At 73.1% G+C, this 22,274-nt stretch carries 20 protein-coding genes; 17 read left to right on the top strand and 3 right to left on the bottom strand.

Translation table 11 applies throughout. From position 1 onward, the window contains the following. Positions 1-7 precede the first annotated feature (7 nt). The 3 genes from Scani_RS24570 (at position 8) to Scani_RS24560 (ending at position 3,541) form a co-directional block, all read left to right on the top strand. Positions 8-1,378, top strand: a complete 1,371-nt coding sequence (locus tag Scani_RS24570; RefSeq protein ID WP_159479932.1) for an aldehyde dehydrogenase family protein — start codon at positions 8-10, stop codon at positions 1,376-1,378. Then, positions 1,375-2,160, top strand: coding sequence for a 3-oxoacyl-ACP reductase (locus Scani_RS24565; protein ID WP_159479930.1), 786 nt, complete (start codon positions 1,375-1,377; stop codon positions 2,158-2,160). Before Scani_RS24570 ends, Scani_RS24565 begins: the two co-directional genes overlap by 4 nt. Before the next feature lie 112 nt (positions 2,161-2,272). Continuing rightward, on the top strand, positions 2,273-3,541 hold the full coding sequence (locus Scani_RS24560; protein ID WP_159479928.1) for an HAD family hydrolase: 1,269 nt from the start codon (positions 2,273-2,275) through the stop codon (positions 3,539-3,541). 31 nt (positions 3,542-3,572) lie between these two features. On the opposite strand, the gene Scani_RS24555 is transcribed toward Scani_RS24560, so the two are convergent. Continuing rightward, positions 3,573-4,793: an amino acid deaminase/aldolase gene (locus tag Scani_RS24555; protein ID WP_159479927.1), complete on the bottom strand. Its 1,221-nt coding sequence runs from the start codon at positions 4,791-4,793 to the stop codon at positions 3,573-3,575. Between the two features lie 202 nt (positions 4,794-4,995). On the opposite strand from Scani_RS24555, the gene Scani_RS41190 reads away from it, so the two are divergent. From Scani_RS41190 to Scani_RS24535, 4 genes are all read left to right on the top strand, one after another. Further along, on the top strand, positions 4,996-6,348 hold the full coding sequence (locus Scani_RS41190) for a hypothetical protein (protein WP_246296135.1): 1,353 nt from the start codon (positions 4,996-4,998) through the stop codon (positions 6,346-6,348). Continuing rightward, a complete protein-coding gene (gene mycP / locus Scani_RS24545; RefSeq protein ID WP_159479925.1) occupies positions 6,345-7,514 on the top strand; it encodes a type VII secretion-associated serine protease mycosin in 1,170 nt (389 codons plus the stop codon). Before Scani_RS41190 ends, mycP begins: the two co-directional genes overlap by 4 nt. Positions 7,515-7,591: 77 nt before the next feature. After that, entirely contained in the window at positions 7,592-8,323 is a 732-nt protein-coding gene (locus Scani_RS24540; RefSeq protein WP_159479923.1) for an SseB family protein, read from the top strand. A 114-nt stretch (positions 8,324-8,437) separates the two neighbouring features. Continuing rightward, complete coding sequence (locus tag Scani_RS24535; RefSeq protein ID WP_159479921.1) at positions 8,438-9,199, top strand: aquaporin; 762 nt, start codon at positions 8,438-8,440, stop codon at positions 9,197-9,199. A gap of 91 nt (positions 9,200-9,290) precedes the next feature. On the opposite strand, the gene Scani_RS24530 is transcribed toward Scani_RS24535, so the two are convergent. Then, positions 9,291-9,671, bottom strand: coding sequence for a DUF1844 domain-containing protein (locus Scani_RS24530; protein ID WP_159479919.1), 381 nt, complete (start codon positions 9,669-9,671; stop codon positions 9,291-9,293). Positions 9,672-10,002: 331 nt separating this feature from the next. Here Scani_RS24530 and infC point away from each other — a divergent pair, with 331 nt between their 5' ends. The 8 genes from infC (at position 10,003) to Scani_RS24490 (ending at position 19,205) form a co-directional block, all read left to right on the top strand. Beyond that, positions 10,003-10,713 carry a translation initiation factor IF-3 gene (gene infC, locus Scani_RS24525; protein ID WP_159479917.1) on the top strand — a complete coding sequence of 237 codons (711 nt, stop codon included), beginning with the start codon at positions 10,003-10,005 and terminating at the stop codon, positions 10,711-10,713. A 124-nt stretch (positions 10,714-10,837) separates the two neighbouring features. Beyond that, positions 10,838-11,032, top strand: coding sequence for a 50S ribosomal protein L35 (gene rpmI / locus Scani_RS24520; RefSeq protein ID WP_085925914.1), 195 nt, complete (start codon positions 10,838-10,840; stop codon positions 11,030-11,032). Between the two features lie 104 nt (positions 11,033-11,136). Continuing rightward, positions 11,137-11,520: a 50S ribosomal protein L20 gene (gene rplT, locus Scani_RS24515; protein WP_006607577.1), complete on the top strand. Its 384-nt coding sequence runs from the start codon at positions 11,137-11,139 to the stop codon at positions 11,518-11,520. 132 nt (positions 11,521-11,652) lie between these two features. Then, complete coding sequence (locus Scani_RS24510) at positions 11,653-12,507, top strand: TrmH family RNA methyltransferase (protein ID WP_159479915.1); 855 nt, start codon at positions 11,653-11,655, stop codon at positions 12,505-12,507. A gap of 83 nt (positions 12,508-12,590) precedes the next feature. After that, positions 12,591-13,751: a sensor histidine kinase gene (locus Scani_RS24505; RefSeq protein WP_159479913.1), complete on the top strand. Its 1,161-nt coding sequence runs from the start codon at positions 12,591-12,593 to the stop codon at positions 13,749-13,751. 215 nt (positions 13,752-13,966) lie between these two features. Further along, positions 13,967-15,118 (top strand): phenylalanine--tRNA ligase subunit alpha, encoded by a 1,152-nt coding sequence (gene pheS, locus Scani_RS24500; protein ID WP_159479911.1) that lies wholly within the window; start codon positions 13,967-13,969, stop codon positions 15,116-15,118. Continuing rightward, positions 15,118-17,643: a phenylalanine--tRNA ligase subunit beta gene (pheT, locus tag Scani_RS24495; protein ID WP_159479909.1), complete on the top strand. Its 2,526-nt coding sequence runs from the start codon at positions 15,118-15,120 to the stop codon at positions 17,641-17,643. The genes pheS and pheT overlap by 1 nt, the downstream gene beginning before the upstream one ends. A gap of 341 nt (positions 17,644-17,984) precedes the next feature. After that, positions 17,985-19,205 (top strand): PP2C family protein-serine/threonine phosphatase, encoded by a 1,221-nt coding sequence (locus Scani_RS24490; protein WP_159479907.1) that lies wholly within the window; start codon positions 17,985-17,987, stop codon positions 19,203-19,205. Here Scani_RS24490 and Scani_RS24485 read toward each other — a convergent pair. Further along, on the bottom strand, positions 19,183-20,118 hold the full coding sequence (locus tag Scani_RS24485; protein ID WP_159479905.1) for an oxidoreductase: 936 nt from the start codon (positions 20,116-20,118) through the stop codon (positions 19,183-19,185). The two genes, Scani_RS24490 and Scani_RS24485, sit on opposite strands and share 23 nt — an antisense overlap. Positions 20,119-20,199: 81 nt before the next feature. Here Scani_RS24485 and Scani_RS24480 point away from each other — a divergent pair, with 81 nt between their 5' ends. After that, positions 20,200-20,793, top strand: a complete 594-nt coding sequence (locus Scani_RS24480; protein WP_159479903.1) for a TetR/AcrR family transcriptional regulator — start codon at positions 20,200-20,202, stop codon at positions 20,791-20,793. A 124-nt stretch (positions 20,794-20,917) separates the two neighbouring features. Next, positions 20,918-22,255, top strand: coding sequence for an NsdA family TPR-like regulatory protein (locus Scani_RS24475; protein ID WP_159479901.1), 1,338 nt, complete (start codon positions 20,918-20,920; stop codon positions 22,253-22,255). The last annotated feature ends 19 nt before the right edge of the window (positions 22,256-22,274 follow it).

Here is a 22,274-nt window from a genome sequence, read left to right as displayed (position 1 = left end):
ACCGCACGTGTTGCACGAGCTGAAGATTCTCAACCCGGCCACCGAGGAGGTGGTGGCCACCGTCCCCACCACCTCCCCCGAAGAGGTCGATGCCGCGGTCCGCCGGGCAGCCGCCGCCCAGCAGGCCTGGGCCGCGGTGGCACCCGGCGACCGGGCCCGCCTCCTGCGCCGCTTCGCCGAGGTCGTCGACGCCCACATCGAGCCGCTCGCCGCGCTCGAACTCCAGGAGGCCGGCCACCCGCTGGGCAACGCCCGGTGGGAAGCGGGCAACGTCCGCGACCTGCTGCACTACGCGGCCGGGGGAGTGGAGCGGCTGACCGGCACCCAGATCCCGGTCGCCGGCGGACTCAACATCACCGTCCAGGAGCCGCTCGGCGTCGTCGCCGTCATCGCCCCCTGGAACTTCCCGATGCCGATCGCCGCCTGGGGCACCGCCCCCGCGCTCGCGGCCGGCAACGCGGTGCTCCTCAAGCCCGCCGAGACCACCCCGCTCACCGCGCTGCGGCTCGCCGAACTCGCCCTGGAAGCCGGCCTGCCCGAGGGCCTCTTCCAGGTCCTGCCCGGCGAGGGACCGGTCACCGGCACCGCGCTGGTCGAGCACCCCGGCGTCGCCAAGGTCGTCTTCACCGGCTCCACCACCACCGGCCGGCAGATCGCCGCCCGCTGCGCCACGCAGACCAAGCGGCTCACCCTCGAACTCGGCGGCAAGAGCCCCAACATCGTCTTCGCCGACGCGGATGTCGAGGCCGCCGCGGCCGCCGCCCCCGGCTCCTTCCTCGACAACACCGGCCAGGACTGCTGCGCCCGCAGCCGCATCCTCGTCCAGCGCTCCGTCTACGACCGCTTCATGGAGCTGCTGGAGCCCGCCGTCAAGGCGTTCACGGTCGGCGACCCGGCGGACCCCGCCACCCAGATGGGCCCGCTGATCTCCGCCGCCCAGCGCGAGCGGGTCCGGTCCTTCGTCGCCGAGGACGCCCCGGCCGCCATCCGCGGCGAGGCACCCGCCGGGAAGGGCTTCTGGTACCCGGCCACCGTCCTGGAGGGGCGCCCCGACGACCGTACGGCCGTCGAGGAGATCTTCGGCCCGGTCGCCGTCGTCCTGCCCTTCGACGACGAGGCCGATGCCGTCCGGCTCGCCAACGCCGGCGACTACGGCCTGGCCGGCTCGCTGTGGACCCGTGACGTCGGCCGCGCTCTGCGGGTCTCGCGCGGCGTCGCGGCCGGCAACCTCTCCGTCAACTCCCACAGTGCCGTGCGCTATTGGACCCCCTTCGGCGGGTTCAAGCAGTCCGGCCTCGGCCGGGAGCTGGGCCCGGACGCCCTGTCCGCCTTCACCGAGACCAAGAACATCTTCATCAGCACCGAGGAGACCAAGTGACCGACCAGACCGCAGTGTGCCGCCGCCTCGTCGGCCGTACCGCCGTGATCACCGGGGCCGGCAGCGGCATCGGCCTGGCCACCGCCCGCCGGCTGGCCTCCGAAGGCGCCAACGTCGTCTGCGCCGACATCGACGAGGCGGCGGGCAAGGCCGCCGCAGCCGAGGTCGGCGGCCTCTTCGTCCAGGTCGATGTGACCGACTCCGACCAGGTCGAGGCGCTCTACAAGACCGCCTTCGACACCTACGGTTCGGTCGACATCGCCTTCAACAACGCCGGGATCTCCCCGGACGACGACGACTCGATCCTCACCACCGGCCTGGACGCCTGGAAGCGCGTCCAGGAGGTCAACCTCACCTCGGTCTACCTCTGCTGCAAGCACGCGCTGCCCTACATGCGCGAGCAGGGCCGCGGCTCCATCATCAACACCGCGTCCTTCGTGGCCGTGATGGGCGCCGCCACCTCCCAGATCAGCTACACCGCCTCCAAGGGCGGCGTGCTGTCCATGTCCCGCGAACTGGGCGTGCAGTTCGCCCGCGAGGGCATCCGGGTCAACGCCCTGTGCCCCGGACCGGTCAACACCCCGCTCCTGCAGGAGCTGTTCGCCAAGGACCCGGAGCGCGCCGCGCGCCGCCTGGTGCACGTCCCCGTCGGCCGGTTCGCCGAGCCCGAGGAGATCGCCTCCGCGGTCGCCTTCCTCGCCAGCGACGACTCCTCGTTCGTCAACGCCGCCGAATTCCTGGTCGACGGCGGCATCGCGGGCGCCTACGTCACCCCGGTGTAAACGCTCGCTGTTCACCTCCGCGTCAGCGCGATGGCGGCCGGACGTCGTACGACGTCCGGCCGCCGTACGCTAGCGTCCGCCTTCGGTTCCTCGTTCGACAGGAGTGCGTTCCATGCTCACCAAGCGTCGCTGGCTTGCAGCGGGTGCTGCCCTCGCGGTCATGGGCGGCGGTGTCGCGGTCGCCCAGACGGCCTCGGCGGGCCCGGCCCCGCGTCACTGCCCCACCCTCCATGTCTCCAAGGGCTGGTACGGCGACAACCGTGCCAAGCTGCAGAAGATAATCGACGAGCGGGGCAGCTGCGCCGACGCCGACGGCGCGCGGCCGGTCGCGGCCTTCGACTGGGACAACACCGTCGTCAAGAACGACATCTCCGACGCCACGCTGGCCTGGATGCTGCGGCACGACAAGGTGCTGCGCCCCGCGAGTTGGAAGGCCACCAACAAGTGGCTGACCGAGGACGCCGCCCGCGCCCTCACCGAGGCCTGCGGCACCTCCGTGCCCGCCGGCCGTCCGCTGCCGACGTCGACCGACACCGGCTGCACCGACGAGATCCTCGACGTCTACCAGGACGCCAGGACCTCCACCGGCAAGAAGGCGTTCACCGGCGAGTGGAACCACCGCCGCACCGTCCCCGAGTACGTCTGGATCACCCAGCTGTTCGCCGGCCACAGCCCCGCACAGCTGACCGGGTTCGCCCGCGCCGCCCGCGCCGAGAACCTCGCCGCGCCGGTCGGCACGGAGCAGAAGGTCGGCACGCACACGATGGAGGGGTACGTCCGCTACTACGCCCAGCAGCGCGACCTCATCCGCACCCTGAAGAAGGCCAACTTCGACGTCTACATCGTCTCCGCCTCGGCGGAGCCGCTGGTCCGGGCCTGGGCGCCCGGTGTGGGCATCGACCGCGAGCACACCATCGGCATCCGCAACCTCGTCAGCCACGGCCGGCTCACCACCGGCGTGCAGGGCTGCGGCGACGTCAAGGACACCCACGGCGAGGTCCTGACGTACATGGACGGCAAGCGCTGCTGGATCAACCAGGAGATCTACCACGTCAAGGGCGCCAAGGCCTGGCAGCAGCAGGACCCGGCGCACCGCCCGGCCTTCGCGGCGGGCGACGCCGAGACCGATGTGACGTTCGTCGGTGACGCGACCTCCGGGCACCTGGCCATCAACCGCAACAAGGCCGAGCTGATGTGCCGGGCGTACGACAACGGCGACCACCGCTGGCTCGTCAACCCGATGTTCATCGAGCCGAAGAAGCGCCAGGCCGACGCGTACCCGTGCGCGACCACGGGCTACACCCGGCCGGACGGCACCCTCGGCCCGGTCCACCGCCCCGACGGCTCGGTGATCCCGGACCAGAAGGACACGGTGTACTGAGCGCACCGCTCACGGGGGAGGGCCGCGCCGGTCAGAGAAAGGCGTGGCCCTCCCCGCGGTACGTCGGCACCGTGTCCACCACCCGGTCCCCGTCGATCAGCCGCAGCGCGGTGAACCGCTCGCACAGCTCACCGGCCTTCGCATGCCGGAACCACACCTTGTCGCCGATCCGCAGCCCGTCGGCGGCCGGGCCCAGCAACGGCGTCTGCACCTCGCCCGGCCCCTCCTGCGGGTCGTAGCGCAGCCCGGCCGGCAGATACGGCACCGGCAGCCGGTCCGCACCCGCCACCCCCGACGCCGGATAGCCGCCGCCCAGCACCGTGACCACGCCGGGCCCCGGGCGGCGCACCACCGGCTGGGCGAACAGCGCCGCCGGACGCCCGCTGAACGAACGGAAGTTGTCGAACAGCCGCGGGACGTACAGCCCCGACCCGGCCGCGATCTCGGTGACCGCCGCCTCCGCCGCGGTGTGCTGCACACTGCCGGTCCCGCCGCCGTTGACGAACTCCAGACGCGGCGCCACCGCCCGCACCGTCCGTACGGCCTCCCAGCGCCGCTGCGCCAGCTCCTTGCGGGCCGCCGCCTGCATCATCCGGATCGCCCGCGAGAACACCGGCTTGCCGGCGACCTCGTCGCCCACCCCGGCCACATGCCCCTCGTACGCCATCAGCCCCACCAGCCGGAAACCGGGGCGGCGCACCACCGTCCGGGCCAGCGCGGCCAGTTGGGCGGGCGCCCGCAGCGGCGAGCGGCGGGCACCGACCCGCACCTGCCCGCCCAGCAGCCGGTAGGAGGTGTCGAGTTCCAGACACACCCGCACCTCCTCGCCCGGCCCGCCGGCCGGCCGGGCCGCGTCGATCAGGTCCAGCTGGGCCGGGTCGTCGACCATCACCGTCACCGCGGCCGCGAGCTTCGGGTCACCGGTCAGCTCGGCGAAGCCCGCCCGGTCCACCGACGGATAGGCCAGCAGGACGTCCGTGAAGCCCGAACGCGCCAGCCACAGCGACTCGGCGAGCGTGAAACTCATGACCCCCGCGAAGCCGTCCCGGGCCAGCACCCGCTCCAGCAGCGCCCGGCAGCGCACCGACTTGCTCGCCACCCGCACCGGCTTGCCCTGCGCGCGGCGCACCAGATCGGCGGCGTTGGCGTCGAAGGCCTGCAGGTCGACGACGGCCAGCGGCGCGTCGAGAGCGGCGGTGGCCCGGTCGTAACGGGCTTTGTCGCCATACGTATCGACTGTGTGCACGGACATGGCCGCAGCCTGCCAGACCGGCCTACCACTGGGTAGAGGGGAGATTGCGACAGAGCGGACATGGGTTGGAGCACCGACGGCGCCAGCCCTTACAGTGTTCGACACCGCAACCAGCAGGTCAGCGGCGTGTTGTCCGGATACGAACCACCGTGCCCCGATTGCAGATCGGGCCCGGAGGTCAGCGGCGCAAGGGGGAGCGCGGGTGAGCACCGACGCTGAATTCGCCGATACGCGACACATCCCGCCCATACCCCCGCAGCCACCCCGGCGGCCCGCCGCGGCCGCCGCTCCGGGACCGGCCGAGGATCCGCAGACCGCCGTGCTGCGCCGGATGCCGCCCGAGCCGCCGATGCCGCCGTCCCCGCCCGCCGCCCCGGCCGGACCCGGCGCCCACTCCGCCCCTCCCCGCCCCACCGCCCCGCCCCGCGTGCAGCCCCCCGCCGCCGGTGCGCCGCTGCCGCCCCGCCCGGACCGCGCCCCCGGCTCGCCGGCCCCCGCCGGACCGCCGGCCCCCGGCACCGCGCCGCCCACCGCCTTCCGCGACACCGCCGCCTTCCACCTGGCCCACAGTCAGGATCTGTGGAGCGGCCCCGGTGAACGCGGCACCGGGCCCGGAACCCCGCGCACCCGCGAGCCCGCCTCGGCCACCCCGTCGACGGCGCCCGGCAGTGTGCCGCCCGCGCCGCCCGCCGAGCGCCCGGCACCCGTACCGTGGCCCCGTACTCCGCTCCCTCCCCACGGAGCGGTGCCCGCCCCCGGCGCACCGGCCGCCCCCGCCCGCCGCCGCCCCGGCGCCCGGGTGCTCACCGCCGCGGCCTGCCTGATCCTCGGCATCGGCCTCATCGGCGGTGCGGCGGCCGGGAGTTGGCTCACCGAGGACGCCTCCGGTGCCGCCCCCACGGCCGAGGCCGTCTTCGCCAAGGGCCGTGACGTGTGGCACGACACCCCCGTCGACACGCTCTTCCCGCGCGTCGTCGACGGCCTGGGCGTCGGCCCCGGCGGCGCCGACCGGACCTGGACCCGGATCGCCGTCGCCCCCGACAGCGGCTGCACCGGCGCGTACGACCCGAAGCTCGCCGCCGCGCTCGCCCCGGCAGGCTGTGTCCGGCTGCTGCGCGCCACCTACGTCGACGCCACCCACAGCGCCGTCATCACGGTCGGCGCGCAGACCACCAAGGCCGACCCGGCCGGGATGATGGCCCTCAACGCCCGCTTCAGCACCAAGAACCTGGGGATCCGCACGGACCTGATGCCACTGCCGTACGCGGCCAAGGGCACCCCGGCCGCGGACTTCGGGCGTGCCCAGCGGGCCAGTTGGACCGTCCGGGTGCTCACCGACCTCCCGGCCGTTGTCTACGCCGTCTCCGGTTTCGCCGACGGCCGCACCTTCACCGAGCCGCAGCCCGCCGAGGCCGCGGTACGGCCCGGCACCACCACCGCGCCGGCCGAATCCGGCCTGGGCCACGACGCGAAGGACCTGGCGGACCGTATCGAGGCGGACTTCCGCAAGGCGGCCGGCGGCAGCCCGGCGCGGACCGAGGAGGCCTCGTCATGACGAAGACCGTGCGGCGCGGCGCCGCCCTCGCCCTGGCCTCCTCGGTGCTCGCCGTGCTCCCGGCAATCCCCGCCGAGGCCGACGCCCTCCGCGCCCAGGAGTGGGCCCTCCAGGCCGTCCACGCCCAGCAGGCCTGGCGCACCACCAAGGGCGAGGGCGTCACCGTCGCCGTCCTGGACACCGGTGTGGACGCCAACCACCCCGACCTCGAAGGCCAGGTGCTGCCCGAGCAGGACCTGGTCGGCTTCGGCGCCGGGCCCGGCGACTCCGCCTGGGCCCAGCACGGCACCGGAATGGCGAGCATCATCGCGGGACACGGCCATGGCCGGGGCCGCGAGAACGGCGTGCTCGGGCTGGCCCCGGCCGCCAAGATCCTGCCGGTCCGGGTGATCCTCGAAGACGACGACTCCGAGCGCGAGCGGGCCCGCACCGAGAAGGCGGGTGCGCTCGCCGACGGCATCCGCTGGGCCGCCGACCACGGCGCCGACGTGATCAACATGTCGCTGGGCGACGACAGCGAATCGGCGCACCCCGAACCACGCGAGGACGCCGCCATCCAGTACGCCCTCGGCAAGGGCATCCCCGTCGTCGCCTCCGCGGGCAACGGCGGCCAGAAGGGCAATCACGTCTCCTACCCGGCCGCCTACCCGGGCGTCATCGCGGCCACGGCCGTCACCCACCTGGGGGGCCGGGCCCGGTTCTCCACCCGGCACTGGTACGCCACGGTCAGCGCGCCGGGCTTCGACATCGTCATGGCCGACACCGGCGACGGCTACCTCTCGGGCTGGGGCACCAGCCCCGCCGCCGCGTTCGTCTCCGGCGCCGTCGCCCTGATCCGCTCCGCCCACCCCGGCCTGAGCCCGGAGCAGATCCGCCGGCTGCTGACGTCCACCGCCCAGGACAAGCCCGAGGGCGGCCGCGACGACGACTACGGCGCCGGCCTGATCGACCCCGCCGCCGCCCTGGACGCCGCGGCGGATCTCAAGCCCACCCCGCAGAAGCCGGCCCCCGCCGGCTACGCCACCCGCTACTTCGCCCCCGGCCCCACCGCCGACGATGCCGAGGACGCCCCCGTCAACTGGCTGCCCTGGACCGCCGGCGCCGCCGGCCTGGCCCTCCTCACGGCCGCCGTCGTCCTCTGGCGCGGCCGCCGCGCGTCCCACTGACCGGTCCGCACCCACCGGGCGGGCGTCCCACCGGCCCGCACGGCAGGGGCACCACCCCCGGCCGATACGCTCACGTCGTGCAGAAGAACATCCCGGATCCCGGTTTCTCCGACGACGACGGCTCCGCCGACCCCGCACTCGCGCAGGCCCTGGCGGCGTACGCATCCGACCGGGCCGCCGAGCCCCGGCTCCTGTCGGCGCTGGCCGGCGCCCGCGTGCTGGTGCCCGTGGTGGCCGTCCTCGGCGAGGTCGAGACCGGGCCCGACGGGCTGCGCCGCGAGAAGACCAGCGACATGGCCGTCCCCACCCTCCAGGCCCCCGACGGGCGCCGCGCCCTGCCCGCCTTCACCTCCATGGAGACCCTCCGGCGCTGGCGCGCCGACGCCCGCCCCGTCGCGGTCCCGCTGCAGCAGGCGCTGCTCGCCGCGTCCCACGAGCTGGCCGACACCGTCGTCGTCGACCTGGCGGGCCCGGTCACCTACCAGCTCACCGGACCGGCCCTGCGCGCGCTGGCCGAGGGCCGTACGAGTGCCGACCCGCTCGCCGACCCGGCCGTCACCGATGCCCTGCGCGCCCTGCTCGACGCCGAGCCCGGTGTGCTCGTCGCCCGCCTCGCGCCGTCCGGCGAGACCGACGGCACCCTCGCCCTCGGCCTGGCCCCCGACGCCCCGGCCGCCGAGGTCGCCCAGCGGCTGGCCCGGGCCCTGGCCGCCGACGAGGTCCTGCGCGCCCGGCTCGTGCGGGGCCTGGACCTGGCCCTTCTCCCGCCCGGCGGCACGACGGCCCAGGAGCCGCTCTACCGCCGCTGAGCTCCACCGCCGGGGCCCGGGTGCGACGGCCGGGCGCCGGCCGCCGACGGGCGGGTTCGTCTCCAGGGCCGCACAATGCGAGGAGAGCTCAAGATCCACGCGAGGAGAGCCCCCATGGAGAAAACGGAGATCTCGACGGTACTGACCCGCCCGGTCGTATCCGAGTTCCTCGGCACGCTGCTCCTGGTGTTCTTCGCCGTCGGCTCGGCAGTGCTGGCGGGCGAATACATCGGCACCTTCGGCATCGCCCTGGCCTTCGGCTTCACCCTGGTGGCGCTTGCCTACGCCCTCGGCCCGATCTCGGGCTGCCATCTCAACCCCGCGGTGACGCTGGGCATGCTGCTGGCCCGCAGGCTCACGCTGCGCACCGCGGCCGAGTACTGGATCGCCCAGGTGGTGGGCGCCATCGCCGGTTCGGCGCTGCTCTTCCTGGTGGCCCGGCAGGTCCCCGGGCTGCAGACCCACGGGGCCTTCGGCACGAACGGATGGGGCGACCGCTCGGCGGTGCACATCAACCTCGGCGGCGCCTTCGTCATCGAGATACTGATGACGTTCCTGCTGGTCTACGTGTGGCTGTCGGTCACCCACAAGGTCGCCGTGATCGGCTTCAACGGCATGGCGATCGGCCTGGCCCTGGCCACCGTCCACCTCATCGGCATCCCGCTGGACGGCACCTCCGTGAACCCGGCGCGCTCCATCGGCCCGGCGCTGTTCGCGGGCGGCGCGGCCATCACCCAGCTGTGGCTGTTCATCATCGCGCCCCTGATCGGCGGCGCCCTCGCCGCGATCGTGCACCAGGTCACCCATCCGCCGCACGAGCCGGTCCTCGTCGCCGACGACGCGGTGCCGCACGAACCCGCGACGGAATCCGACTGACCGGCCCGCCCGCCCGCCGCACCCCCGAACGCCGCGAGCCCCGGCCCTTCCCGGGCCGGGGCTCGTCGTGTCGGCGGATCTCCGCGGCGGCTCAGCCGTAGACCGGACCGGTGAACTTCTCCCCGGGGCCCTGACCCGGCTCGTCCGGTACGACCGAGGCCTCGCGGAACGCCAGCTGCAGCGACTTCAGACCGTCCCGCAGCGGCGCCGCGTGGTACGAGCCGATCTCGGTGGCACTGGCGGTGACCAGCCCGGCCAGCGCCTGGATGAGCTTGCGCGCCTCGTCGAGGTCCTTGTGCGCCGCGCCCTCCTCGGCGAGCCCGAGGTTGACCGCCGCCGAACTCATCAGATGCACCGCGACCGTGGTGATCACCTCGACCGCCGGGACCTCGGCGATGTCACGGGTCATGGAGTCGAAGTCGGGGTTCGCCGCGTTCGGCACGTCGGGCTGCTGCGGTGTCTGGTCGCTCATGTCTTCGGGCTTCTTCCTGCTGAGGGCTTCGGCTCCAGCCTATGGGCAGCGGGCCCGGGACCCGCGTCCGGGAGTGTCATCCCGGAGCGGGGCCGGGCCGCGGCGGCACAGGAGTGGGTGCCACCCCTTGACTCGTGTATTCTGGTGTTCCGACCGGCCGGACACGCATGTGACCGGCCCACAAGTGGAGGCTCCGATCTCCCACCCGGCCGACCTCAGGTTGGCGGGTCAACGGTCCGGCTGCGCCCCGCGGAGACTTCGCGACGGTGCTCCAGATCTATGTGGAGCCCCGCCTGTGTCCCGTCCGGGGCATTTTTCATGTACCGCGCGGTTGGTCACACCGAAAAGACGTTACGCGGCAGTCCGCCAGGCCGTCGCGTGGTGCTACCGAGGAGGATCCATCAGCGCCGAGCCCCGCATCAACGACCGGATTCGCGTTCCCGAAGTGCGACTTGTCGGTCCCAGCGGCGAGCAGGTCGGGATTGTTCCGCTTGCCAAGGCCCTTGAGCTTGCTCAGGAGTACGACCTCGACCTGGTCGAGGTGGCGGCGAACGCTCGCCCGCCCGTCTGCAAGCTCATGGACTACGGGAAGTTCAAGTACGAGTCGGCCATGAAGGCCCGTGAGGCGCGCAAGAACCAGGCGCACACGGTCATCAAGGAGATGAAGCTCCGGCCGAAGATCGACCCGCACGACTACGACACCAAAAAGGGTCACGTCGTCCGGTTCCTCAAGCAGGGTGACAAGGTCAAGATCACGATCATGTTCCGTGGTCGCGAGCAGTCCCGCCCCGAGCTGGGCTTCCGGCTGCTGCAGCGGCTCGCGTCCGACGTGGAGGACCTCGGCTTCATCGAGTCGAATCCGAAGCAGGACGGCCGAAACATGATCATGGTCCTCGGTCCGCACAAGAAGAAGACCGAGGCGATGGCCGAGGCCCGCGAGGCGCAGGCCGCCCGCAAGGCGGAGCGCCAGGGCGGAGTCGCCGCGGAGCAGTCCGTGGACGAGCCCGCCGAGGAGCCCACCGAGGAGCACGCCCAGGCGTGATCCCCGAGGCGTGAGCCCCGGCTGCCGCCGGGGCACCTCGCCCCGGACACCAACCGATACATCTGACGCTCCCGCTTGCCGGTTTCTGCCTGCGGGAGCGCCACTGACGAGGAGAGAACGGCGCATGCCGAAGAACAAGACGCACAGCGGTGCCAGCAAGCGCTTCAAGGTCACCGGCTCCGGCAAGGTGCTGCGTGAGCGCGCCGGCAAGCGCCACCTGCTCGAGCACAAGTCGTCCCGCGTGACGCGTCGCCTTTCCGGCAACGCCGAGATGGCCCCGGGCGACGCCGCGAAGATCAAGAAGCTTCTCGGCAAGTGAGTCGCCGCGCCCCACTGACAAGAGGGGGCGCGCGACTCGGACCGGGACTCAATCGAACCGGGCCGTGTGACGACAACCACGGCCCCGCTACAAGGAGTTAACAAGTGGCACGCGTCAAGCGGGCAGTCAACGCCCACAAGAAGCGCCGGGCGATCCTCGAGCAGGCCAGCGGCTACCGCGGTCAGCGCTCCCGCCTGTACCGCAAGGCGAAGGAGCAGGTCACCCACTCCCTCGTCTACAACTACAACGACCGCAAGAAGCGCAAGGGCGACTTCCGTCAGCTGTGGATCCAGCGCATCAACGCCGCTGCCCGCGCCAACGGCATGACCTACAACCGCTTCATCCAGGGTCTGAAGGCCGCCAACATCGAGGTGGACCGCAAGATCCTGGCCGATCTCGCGGTGACGGACGCCAACGCGTTCGCCGCGCTCGTCGAGGTCGCCCAGAAGGCGCTTCCGAGCGACGTCAACGCCCCGAAGGCTGCCTGAACTTCAGCCTGACGACGTTGTGACGCGGACCCGCAGGCCCCGGCCTGCGGGTCCGCCGCTTTTCCGGAACGGCCGTGTCCCCGTCGACGGACCGGCCCCCACGCACCGAACCACAGAAGCGAGCCGCCGCCCATGGGCACCCCCGAGCTGATCTCCCCGCGTTCCCCGCGTGTCACCGCCGCCAGGCGGCTGGCCCGCCGTGCCTTCCGCGGCAAGGAGCGCCGGTTCATCGCCGAGGGCCCGCAGGCCGTACGGGAGGCCATCGCGCACCGCACGGGCGGCGTGCCCACGCTCATCGAGCTGTTCGCCACCGTCGAGGCCGCCGAGCGGCACGCCGAGATCGTCGAGGCGGCCCACGCGGCCGGGGTCCGGGTCCACTTCGCCGACGACCGGACCGTCGCCGACATCTCCCAGACGGTCACCCCGCAGGGCCTGCTCGGCGTCTGCGGGTTCCTGGACTCGCCGTTCGAGGAGATCCTCGCCGCCCGCCCGCAGCTGATCGCGGTGCTCGCCAACGTCCGCGACCCCGGCAACGCCGGCACGGTGCTGCGCTGCGCGGACGCCGCGGGCGCGGACGCGGTCGTGCTGACCGACGCCTCCGTGGACCTGTACAACCCCAAGTCGGTGCGGGCCTCGGTGGGTTCGCTCTTCCACCTGCCGGTCGCGGTGGGCGTACCGGTCGAGCGGGTGGTGAGCGGACTGCAGGCCGCCGGCGTACGGATCCTCGCCGCCGACGGTGCGGGCGACCGGGACCTGGACGCCGAACTGGACACCGGCTCGATGGGCGGGCCCACCGCCTGGGTCTTCGGCAACGAGGCCTGGGGGCTGCCGGAGGAGACCCGGGCGCTGGCGGACGCGGTGGTCCGGGTGCCCATCCACGGCAGGGCGGAGAGCCTCAACCTCGCCACCGCCGCCGCGGTCTGCCTCTACGCCTCCGCCCGGGCCCAGCGCAGCCCCGGCGGATGCCGTGCGGTGTCACCCGCCTGAGGGGCGTACTCCGGAACTCCGCGGCACTTCCGATCCGAGCTAGTAGGCTTGCGTGCTCGGGGGCCCGGAAGGGGGTAACGGGGATGAGTGCGAGGACTTCCGGCACCGCAGTCACCGCGGGCGGCGGCCCGTCCGACGGACCGGTGCGCGGGCCGTCGCCCGCCGCTGCCACGGGCCCGGACGTCCTGGGCGCCGGTCTCGGGCTGGACCCCGACGACCTGCCCGACGGCCTGGTCGTCGCCGACGAGACCGGCCGGGTGATCTGCTTCAACGCCGCCGCGGCCAGGATCACCGACATCGCCCCCCACGACGCGCTCGGCCGCCCCCTGGAGCACGCGCTGCCGCTGCAGGACATCGAGGGCCGCCGCTGGTGGCGGCTCACCGACCCCTACGGCGGGCTCGCCATCCGCCGCGGCCAGCCCGAGCGCAACCTGCTGCTCGGCGGCCGTGAGGTGCTGGTCTCGGCCCGCTATGTCCGCGGCCGGCCGACGGGTCCGGTCCAGCGGCTGGTGATCGCGCTGCGCGGCACCGAGGCCCGGCGCCGTACGGAGCTCAGCCACGCCGAGCTGATCGCCACCGTCGCCCACGAACTGCGCTCACCGCTGACCTCCGTCAAGGGCTTCACCGCCACCCTCCTCCAGAAGTGGGAACGCTTCACCGATGACCAGAAGCGGCTGATGCTGGAGACGGTGGACGCCGACGCCAACCGCGTCACCCGTCTGATCGCCGAGCTGCTGGACATCTCCCGGATCGACTCCGGGCGGCTGGAGGTGCGCCGCCAGCGGGTCGACATGAGCGCCGCGGTCCGCCGGCACGTCCAGGCGCAGACCACCGCCGGCCAGCGCCCGGACCGCTTCCTGATCCGGATGCTGGACCCCCTGCCCGATCTGTGGGCGGACCCGGACAAGGTGGACCAGGTGCTGGGCAACCTGCTGGAAAATGCCGTGCGCCACGGCGAGGGAACCGTCACCATCGAGGTCGGACCGGTATCGGACGCGACCAGCACGGAGGGGACGAGCGTCACCGTGAGCGACGAGGGCCCCGGCATCCCGGAGGAGTCGATGAGCCGCGTGTTCACCCGCTTCTGGCGGGGCAGCAAGCGCGGCGGCACCGGCCTGGGCCTCTACATCGTCAAGGGCATCGTCGAGGCCCACGGCGGGACGATCACGGTCGGCCGGGCGCCGGCCGGCGGCGCCCAGTTCCGATTTAGCCTGCCCGTCGCGGCCCCCGCCTTCATGGCGTGACAGGACGCGGCGGGCGCCCCCGCAGGGGCACGGGCCTGCCGCGTGGCCCGTCCCCCTTAGACTTGACCTTTGGCACCTTTGGCGCACAGGCATCGCGGGCACACGCGGGCTCGGCATCCCACGTTCGTGATCGACGTTTGTCACCGACGTTTGTGATCGAAGAGCCGAGGCGAAGCGAGCCGAGCCAAGCCAGTCCACCGGAAGCACGGGAAGAGATGTCCGCACCCAATAAGTCGTACGACCCTGTCGAGGTCGAAGCCCTGAAACCGGAAGAGATCGCCGCACGGCTGGACGAGGCGCTGGCCGCCATCGCCGCCGCGGACTCTCTGGAGGCGCTGCGTGAGGTGAAGGTCGCGCACACCGGCGACCGCTCGCCGCTCGCCCTCGCCAACCGCGAGATCGGCGCCCTGCCCCCGCACGCCAAGGCGGACGCCGGCAAGCGCGTCGGCCAGGCCCGCGGCCGCGTGAACCAGGCGCTCAAGGTCCGCCAGGAGGAGCTGGAGGCGGAGCGCGACGCGCGCGTCCTGGTCGAGGAGGCGGTGGACGTCACGCTGCCCTACGACCGCACCCCGGCCGGCGCCCGGCATCCGCTGACCACGTTCATGGAGCGGGTCGCGGACGTCTTCGTGGCGATGGGCTACGAGGTCGCCGAGGGCCCCGAGGTCGAGGCGGAGTGGTTCAACTTCGACGCCCTGAACTTCGTGCCGGACCACCCGGCGCGCCAGATGCAGGACACCTTCTTCGTCCAGGGTGGGGGCACCTCCCAGACGGAGTCTGGGGGAGGCACCGAGGGCGATGAGTCCGGTGTCGTGCTGCGCACCCACACCTCGCCGGTCCAGGCCCGTACGCTCGTGGACCGCGAGCCGCCGGTGTACGTCGTCTGCCCGGGGCGGGTCTACCGCACCGACGAGCTGGACGCCACCCACTCCCCGGTCTTCCACCAGATCGAGCTGCTCGCCGTCGACGAGGGCCTGACCATGGCGGACCTCAAGGGCACGCTCGACCACATGGTCCGGGCGCTGTTCGGCCCGGACATGAAGACCCGGCTGCGGCCGAACTACTTCCCGTTCACCGAGCCGTCCGCCGAGATGGACATGGTCTGCTACGTCTGCCGTGGCGAGTCCGTGGGCAACCCCGACCGTCCCTGCCGCACCTGCTCCAGCGAGGGCTGGATCGAGCTCGGCGGCTGCGGCATGGTCAACCCCAAGGTCCTCATCGCCTGTGGCGTCGACCCGGAGAAGTACAGCGGCTTCGCCTTCGGGTTCGGCATCGACCGGATGCTGATGTTCCGGCACAACGTGGAAGACATGCGTGACATGTTCGAAGGCGACGTCCGGTTCACCCGGCCGTTCGGGATGGAGATCTGATGCGGGTCCCGCTTTCTTGGCTGCGGGAGTACGTCGACCTGCCGGCCACGGCAACCGGTCGTGACGTACAGGAAAAGCTCATCGCGGTCGGCCTGGAGGTCGAGACCGTCGAGCGCCTCGGCGAGGGCCTCAAGGGCCCGCTCGTCGTCGGCCAGGTGCTGACCATCGAGGAGCTGGAGGGCTTCAAGAAGCCGATCCGCTTCTGCACGGTCGACGTCGGCGACGCCAACGGCACGGGCGAGCCCCAGGAAATCGTCTGCGGCGCGCGGAACTTCGCCGTCGGCGACAAGGTCGTGGTCGTCCTCCCCGGCGCCGTGCTGCCCGGCGACTTCAAGATCGCCGCGCGCAAGACGTACGGCAAGAAGTCGCACGGCATGATCTGCTCCGGCGACGAGCTGGGCATGGGCGACGACGGTACGCACGGCATCATCGTGCTGCCGCCCGAGTACGAGGTCGGCACCGACGCCATCGAGCTGCTGGAGCTCGTCGACGAGGTGCTGGACATCGCCGTCACCCCGGACCGCGGCTACTGCCTGTCGATGCGCGGTGTCGCCCGTGAGGCCGCCACCGCCTACGGGCTGCCGCTGCGCGACCCGGCGCTCCTCGACGTGCCGCCGCCGAACTCCGTCGGCTACCCCGTCCAGGTCTCCGACCCGCTGGGCTGCGACCGCTTCACCGCCCGTACGGTCACCGGCCTGGAGCCCGGCGCGCGCACCCCGCTGTGGATGCAGCGCCGGCTGCAGAAGGCCGGGATGCGTCCGGTCTCGCTGGCCGTCGACATCACCAACTACGTGATGCTGGAGCTCGGCCAGCCGCTGCACGCCTACGACCGCACCAGCGTGGACGGTCCGATCGGCGTCCGGCGGGCGACCCCCGGGGAGAAGCTCACCACCCTGGACGGCACCAAGCGGGTGCTGGACGCCGCCGACCTGGTCATCACCGACAACCGCGGCCCCATCGGCCTCGCGGGTGTCATGGGCGGCGCCAACACCGAGATCGCGGGCGGGGTCACCGACCCCGACACCGGCGAGCAGCGCGGCACCACCGACGTCGTGATCGAGGCCGCGCACTTCGACGCGCTCTCCATCGCCCGTACGGCCCGCCGCCACAAGCTGTCCTCGGAGGCCGCCAAGCGCTTCGAGCGCGGGGTGGACCCGGAGGCCGCGTCCGCCGCGGCGCAGCGCACCGTCGACCTGCTGGTGCTGCTCGCGGGCGGCACCGCCGAGGGCGGCGTCACCGAGGTCGTCACGCCCCGTGGGCCGCGCACGATCACCATCTCCGCCGACCACCCGGACAAGGTCGCCGGTGTCGCCTACGGCCGGGAGACCGTCGTCCGCCGCCTCCAGCAGGTCGGCTGCGACGTCTACGGACAGGACGAGCTGGTCGTGACCGTGCCGTCCTGGCGGCCGGACCTCGGCGAGCCCAACGACCTGGCCGAAGAGGTCATCCGGCTGGAGGGCTACGAGAACCTGCCCTCGACCCTCCCGAAGCCGCCGGCCGGCCGCGGGCTGACCGAGCGTCAGCGGCTGCACCGCCGGGTCGGCCGGGCGCTGGCCGGCGCGGGCTACGTCGAGGCCCTGAACTACCCGTTCACCGGCTCGCACGTCCTCGACCAGCTCGGCATCGAGCCCGACGACCCGCGCCGCGCGGCCGTCACCCTCGTCAACCCGCTCTCCGACGAGGAGCCCGACCTCCGCACGACGCTGATCCCGGGCCTGCTGAACGCGCTGCGCCGCAACTACGGCCGCGGCACGCACGACCTGGCGCTCTTCGAGACCGGACCGGTCTTCCGGGCGACCGGTGACGAGCAGCCGGCCAGCCGGCTGGTCGTCGACCGCCGGCCGACCGACGACGAGATCGCCTCGCTCGACGCCTCGCTCCCGCAGCAGCCGCGGCGCGCCGCCGTGGTGCTCGCCGGCGGCCGCGAGCAGGACGGCTGGTGGGGCGGTGCCCGCCCCGCGATCTGGGCGGACGCCATCGAGGCGGGCCGGACCGTCGCACGGGAGGCGGGGGTCGAGCTGATCGTCCGCCAGGACCAGCACGCCCCGTTCCACCCGGGCCGGTGCGCGGCGCTGCTCGCCGTCGCCGACGGCGAGGAGATCCTCGTCGGCAACGCCGGTGAGCTGCACCCGCGGGTCATCAAGACGCTGGCGCTGCCGGAGCGCACCTGCGCGATGGAGATCGACCTGGACCGTCTGGAACAGGCCGGCACCGGACCGCTGCGCGCCCCGAAGATCTCGGCCTTCCCGGTCGCGACCCAGGACGTCGCCCTCGTGGTCGACGCGGGTGTCCCGACCGCGGAGGTCGAGGGCGCGCTGCGCGGCGGTGCGGGTGAACTGCTCGAGTCGCTGCGGCTGTTCGACGTCTTCACCGGTGAGCAGATCGGTGCGGGCAAGAAGTCGCTGGCGTATGCGCTGCGGTTCCGTGCCGCGGACCGGACGCTGACCGCCGAGGAGGCCTCGGCGGCCCGTGACGCGGCGGTCGCCGCGGCCGAGGAGCGGACCGGGGCGGTGCTGCGCGGCTGAGCGTGGGCACGACCCGCGACGACGTGTGGTGAAGGGTGCGGGCGCGGACGGTGACACCGTCCGCGCCCGCACCTTTTCGCTGTGCGGCGGGCGGGGCCGGTGGGGCGGGCCGGATGCGCTGAGGGCGCCGTGACCGGCGGGGGCGTGCCCGCCGGGCGCAGGGAGACGATCCGATCCGTACACCATCACTCAATCGGGTGATGGTGTACGGATCGTCGCCGGGTGGACACGTAACGTCGCGAGAATCGACGCGGCCGCGGCGGCCCGTATGAGCGCGGCAGCGGGCCCGACAGGCCCAGGGCGTGTCCGCAGGGGGATCACCGGCTAGGGGGACCATCGGCATGATCCGAACCCGGGCGCGGGGCGGAGCACGCGCCGGAGCGGCGACCGCCCGGCGCGCCTTCGTCTTCGTGCTGCCCGGCCTCTGGGTGCTCGGAGTGGTGGTCTGGGAGCTGTGCCATCCGACCGGCGGCCGGCTGCTGCAACTGCTCGCCGCCGCACCGGCGATCGCCTGTGCGGGCACCGGCCGTCGCCAGTGTGTGCTGCTCGGCGGGGTGTGCGCGCTGCTCCCGCTGGTGCCGTTCGGCGCGGTGGAGCCCGGCGCCGGGGCGGGGACGCGCTTGACGACCTGCGGTGCGACCCTCGCGGTGATCGCCGCCAGCTATCTGACCGCTCGTCGGCGACTGCGGCTGGTGCGGGAGCTGGAGTGCACCCGGGAGGTCGCCGTCGCGGCCCAGCGGGTGGTGCTGCGGCCGTTGCCCCGGCGGATCGACGGTGTGCTGCTGGCGGCCGACCACCTCTCCGCGAGCGAGGGGGCCTTGGTCGGCGGGGACCTGTACGAGGTCGTGGGGACCCGGCACGGGGTGCGGGCGGTGATCGGGGATGTGCGCGGGCACGGCCTGGAGGCCATCGGCACGGTCGCCGCGATGCTCGGCAGCTTCCGCGAAGTGGTGCACGACGAGCCCGAACTCGGCGGGGTGCTGCGCCGGTTGGAGCGGTCGCACCGGCGGCATCTGCACGAACGGGTGCGGGTCGAGGGGCCGGCGGACGGTGACGGGGACCCGACGGGCCGGCTCGCGGAGGAGTTCGTGACCCTGCTGCTCCTGGAGGTGGCGCCGGACGGGTCCGTCACGGCGCTGAACTGCGGCCACCCCTGGCCGTACCGGGTCGCCTGCCAGGCGGTCGCCCCGGTCGTGCCGGCCGAGCCGATGCCGCCACTGGGGCTCTTCCCCCTGCCGGCGGAGCTGTCCGCGGTGCGCTGCGGGCGGCTGCGGCCCGGTGAGGGGCTGTTCCTGCACACCGACGGGGCGGCCGATGCGCGGGACGCCGCGGGGGAGTTCTTTCCGCTGGCCAAGGAGCTGCGCAGCAGTGTCGAGGCGGCCGCGGCGCCGTGCGGGCCCTCGCCCGCGGGGGTGGTGGGGGAGGTGCGGGAGGCGCTGCTGCGGCATGCGGGCGGGCGCCTCACCGATGACGTGGCGTTGGTGATGCTGAGCAACGACCGGGTGCGGGTGCCGGCGCCGTCGGCCGGCACCCCGCCTCCTAGCGAGCGCCTTCCGCGGTGACCTCCCGGCCGGCCGGGGCGGGGAAGGTGACGCCGGTCAGTTGCTCGGACGCCTGCCACAGGCGCCGGGCGGTCTCCGGGTCGGTGGCCGCGGGCGTCCTGCCGACCATCGTCGGTGCGCCGCGCATCTCGCCGAGGCCGTCGGGGCCGAGGTAGGAGGCACCGGGCAGGTCCTGGGTGGCGGCGTAGAGCGTGGGGAGCGCACCGGCCTTGTTGTCCTGGGCGACCACGCGGTTGCCCACCCGCATCACCGCGCGCCGCAGCACGCTGACGTCGGCGCCCTGGAGGTTGGTGGCGGCCCAGCCCGGGTGTGCGGCGAGGGCGCGCACCGGGGAGCCCGCGGCGGCGAGACGGCGCTGCAGCTCCAGGGTGAACAGCAGGTTGGCCAGCTTGGACTGGCTGTAGGCCGTGACGGGGCGGTAGGCGCCGGTCAGGTTCAGGTCGTCGAAGTGGATGCGGTTGCCGGGCATCCGGTGGGCTCCGGAGGACACGGTCACCACGCGGTCGGTGACGTGGGGCAGCAGCAGGTTGGTCAGCGCGAAGTGACCGAGGTGGTTGGTGCCGAACTGCATCTCGAAGCCGTCCTTGGTGCGGGACTCCGGGATGTTCATGACGCCGGCGTTGTTGATCAGCAGATCGAGCGGACCCTGCCAGCCGGCGGCGAAGGCGCGCACGGAGGACAGGTCGGCCAGGTCGAGGCGGCGGACCTCGACGCTGCCGCGGGCGCCCCGCACGGTGGCGGCCGCGGCCTCGCCGCGCCCGGTGTCCCGTACGGCGAGCACGACGTGGGCGCCCGCCCTGGCGAGGGCGTCGACGGTGGCGATGCCGAGTCCGCTGTTGGCGCCGGTCACGACGGCGGTGCGGCCGGTCTGGTCGGGGATGTCGGTTGCGTTCCATTTCGGGGTGTGAGCCATGGCTTCAATGTAGGCAACGCCTACAATGATGTCAATGCCAACAATGTAGCCAGTGAATACATGGGGGATAGGATGGCGGTCATGCAGACTCGTCGTTACCACCACGGAGACCTGCGCGCCGCGCTGCTCACCCGCGCCGAGCAGACGCTCCGCGAGAAGGGGCCGGGCGCCCTGTCCCTGCGGGAGCTGGCCCGCGACCTCGGCGTCAGCCATGCCGCGCCGAGCCGGCACTTCAAGGACAAGCAGGCGCTGCTCGACGCGCTGGCGCTGGCCGGATTCGAGCGGCTGGACGAGGCGCTGGCCGCGTCCCGGAAGGCGGCGGGCGAGACCTTCGCCGACCGGCTCGGCGGACTCGTCCGCGCCTATGTGGACTTCGCCGTCGCCAACGCCGAGCTGCTCGACCTCATGTACACGGTCAAGCACGACCCGGCGGCGTCCGAGGCGCTCATCACGGCCGCTCAGCGGCTGGGGGCGACGGCGGTGGAGCTGGTCGCGGAGGGACAGCGCAGCGGTGAGGTGCGGGAGGGCCCCGTCGACGACATCGGGATGCCGGTCTTCACCACCCTGCACGGCTTCGCCAGCTTCGCGGTGAGCAGTGTGCTCTCCGCCGAGGAGGTCGAGTCCGGCCTCGACGCGGTCATCGCGTACATGGTGCGGGGCTGCGCGCCGAGTTGAGCCGCCGGCCCCCTTCACACCCCGTGTGAGGGGCGCTTCACTACGCTCGACTGACGGAGTGGTGAAGTCGACAAGGCCATGAGCTGATGGCCCGTGGGCGGGCCCGGCTCACCGGGAGGCCGGTATGGAGCCCAACACCCTGCTCGACGCGATTCTCGACGAGGCCGGCATCTCGCACGCCGGCCTCGCCGCGCGCATCAACCGGCTCGGCCGGTGTCGCGGCCTGGCGCTGCGGTACGAACACACCGCCGTGGCCCGGTGGTTGAAGGGGCAGCGGCCGCGCGGGCAGGTACCGGACCTCATCTGCGAAATCCTCGGCGAACGGCTGCACCGGCCGGTCGGGCTCGACGACATCGGGCTCAGCGGTCCGGGGTCGGGGCGTGCCACCGACACCCCGCTCTCCGGTTTCGTCGAACGGGCCACCGCGCTGTGGCGGTCCGACGAGCAGCAACGGCCGCACATCCTCGACGCACCGGCGCTCACCGGCACCTCGGCGGTCATCCCCGTATGGGAGTGGGAGAACCCTCCCGAGGACGGTGATGTCTCGCGCGACGGGCTGACACGGGTCGGCATGGCCGACATCGAGATGCTGCGCACCGCGCGGACGCACTACGAGACGATGTACCGGAAGGCGGGTGGTGTCGCTACCAGAGCACGCATCGTGGGATTCCTCAACACCGAGGCGGCGCCGCTGCTGCGGGGCAGCTACAGCGATGCGACGGGGCGTCAGCTCCACCGGGCGACCGGCGGACTGGTCGCGGTCGCCGGCATCTGTGCGTACGACTCGGACGCTCTCGGGCTGGCCCAGCGCTACTTCCATCAGGCGCTGCGGCTGGCCAAGGCCAGCGGGGACCGCGGCCTCGGCGCGTATGTCATCGCGCTGCTGGTCAATCAGTCCCTCTTCGTACGGGAGTACCGCCAGGCCGTCGCCTTCGCGGAGGCGGCGCTGCGGGCCGCGGGTCCGCAGATCACCCCGGCGCTCTCCGCGGACCTCTACGCGATGCAGGCCAAGGCCTACGCCCGGCTCGGCGACGGCGCGGGCGCGCTGTCGTGCATCCGGCGCGCGGAGGCGGCCGCGGAGCGCATCCGGCCCGGTCTGGAGCCGGCCGAGACGGGCTATGTCCAGCCCGGCCTGGTGAACGTACAAGTGGCGGAGGCGCTGCTCAGCCTGGGTGACCTGCGGGCCGCCCGGGAGCAGGCGGACGCCGCCGTCGACACCCCCGCACACGACCGCGGCCGGGTCCACCGGCTGGCCATGCTCACCCATATCGAGCTGCGCCAAGGCGATGCGGACCGGGCCGTGGCCAATGCCGCGCAGATGACGGAGCAGGCTCGGGGCATGGAGTCGCAACGGCTGCGGGACCGGCTGCGGGCGGTGCGCGAGCATCTGGCGGAGACCGGGAGCTCCGCGACGGACGAGGCTGCCGATCTCATCGACGAGGTGCTGCGCGTTCCGCTGTGACCGGGCTCGTGTCACCTTG

Source organism: Streptomyces caniferus (assembly GCF_009811555.1).
Lineage (GTDB): Bacteria > Actinomycetota > Actinomycetes > Streptomycetales > Streptomycetaceae > Streptomyces > Streptomyces caniferus.
This window is presented reverse-complemented; position numbering and strand designations above follow the sequence as displayed.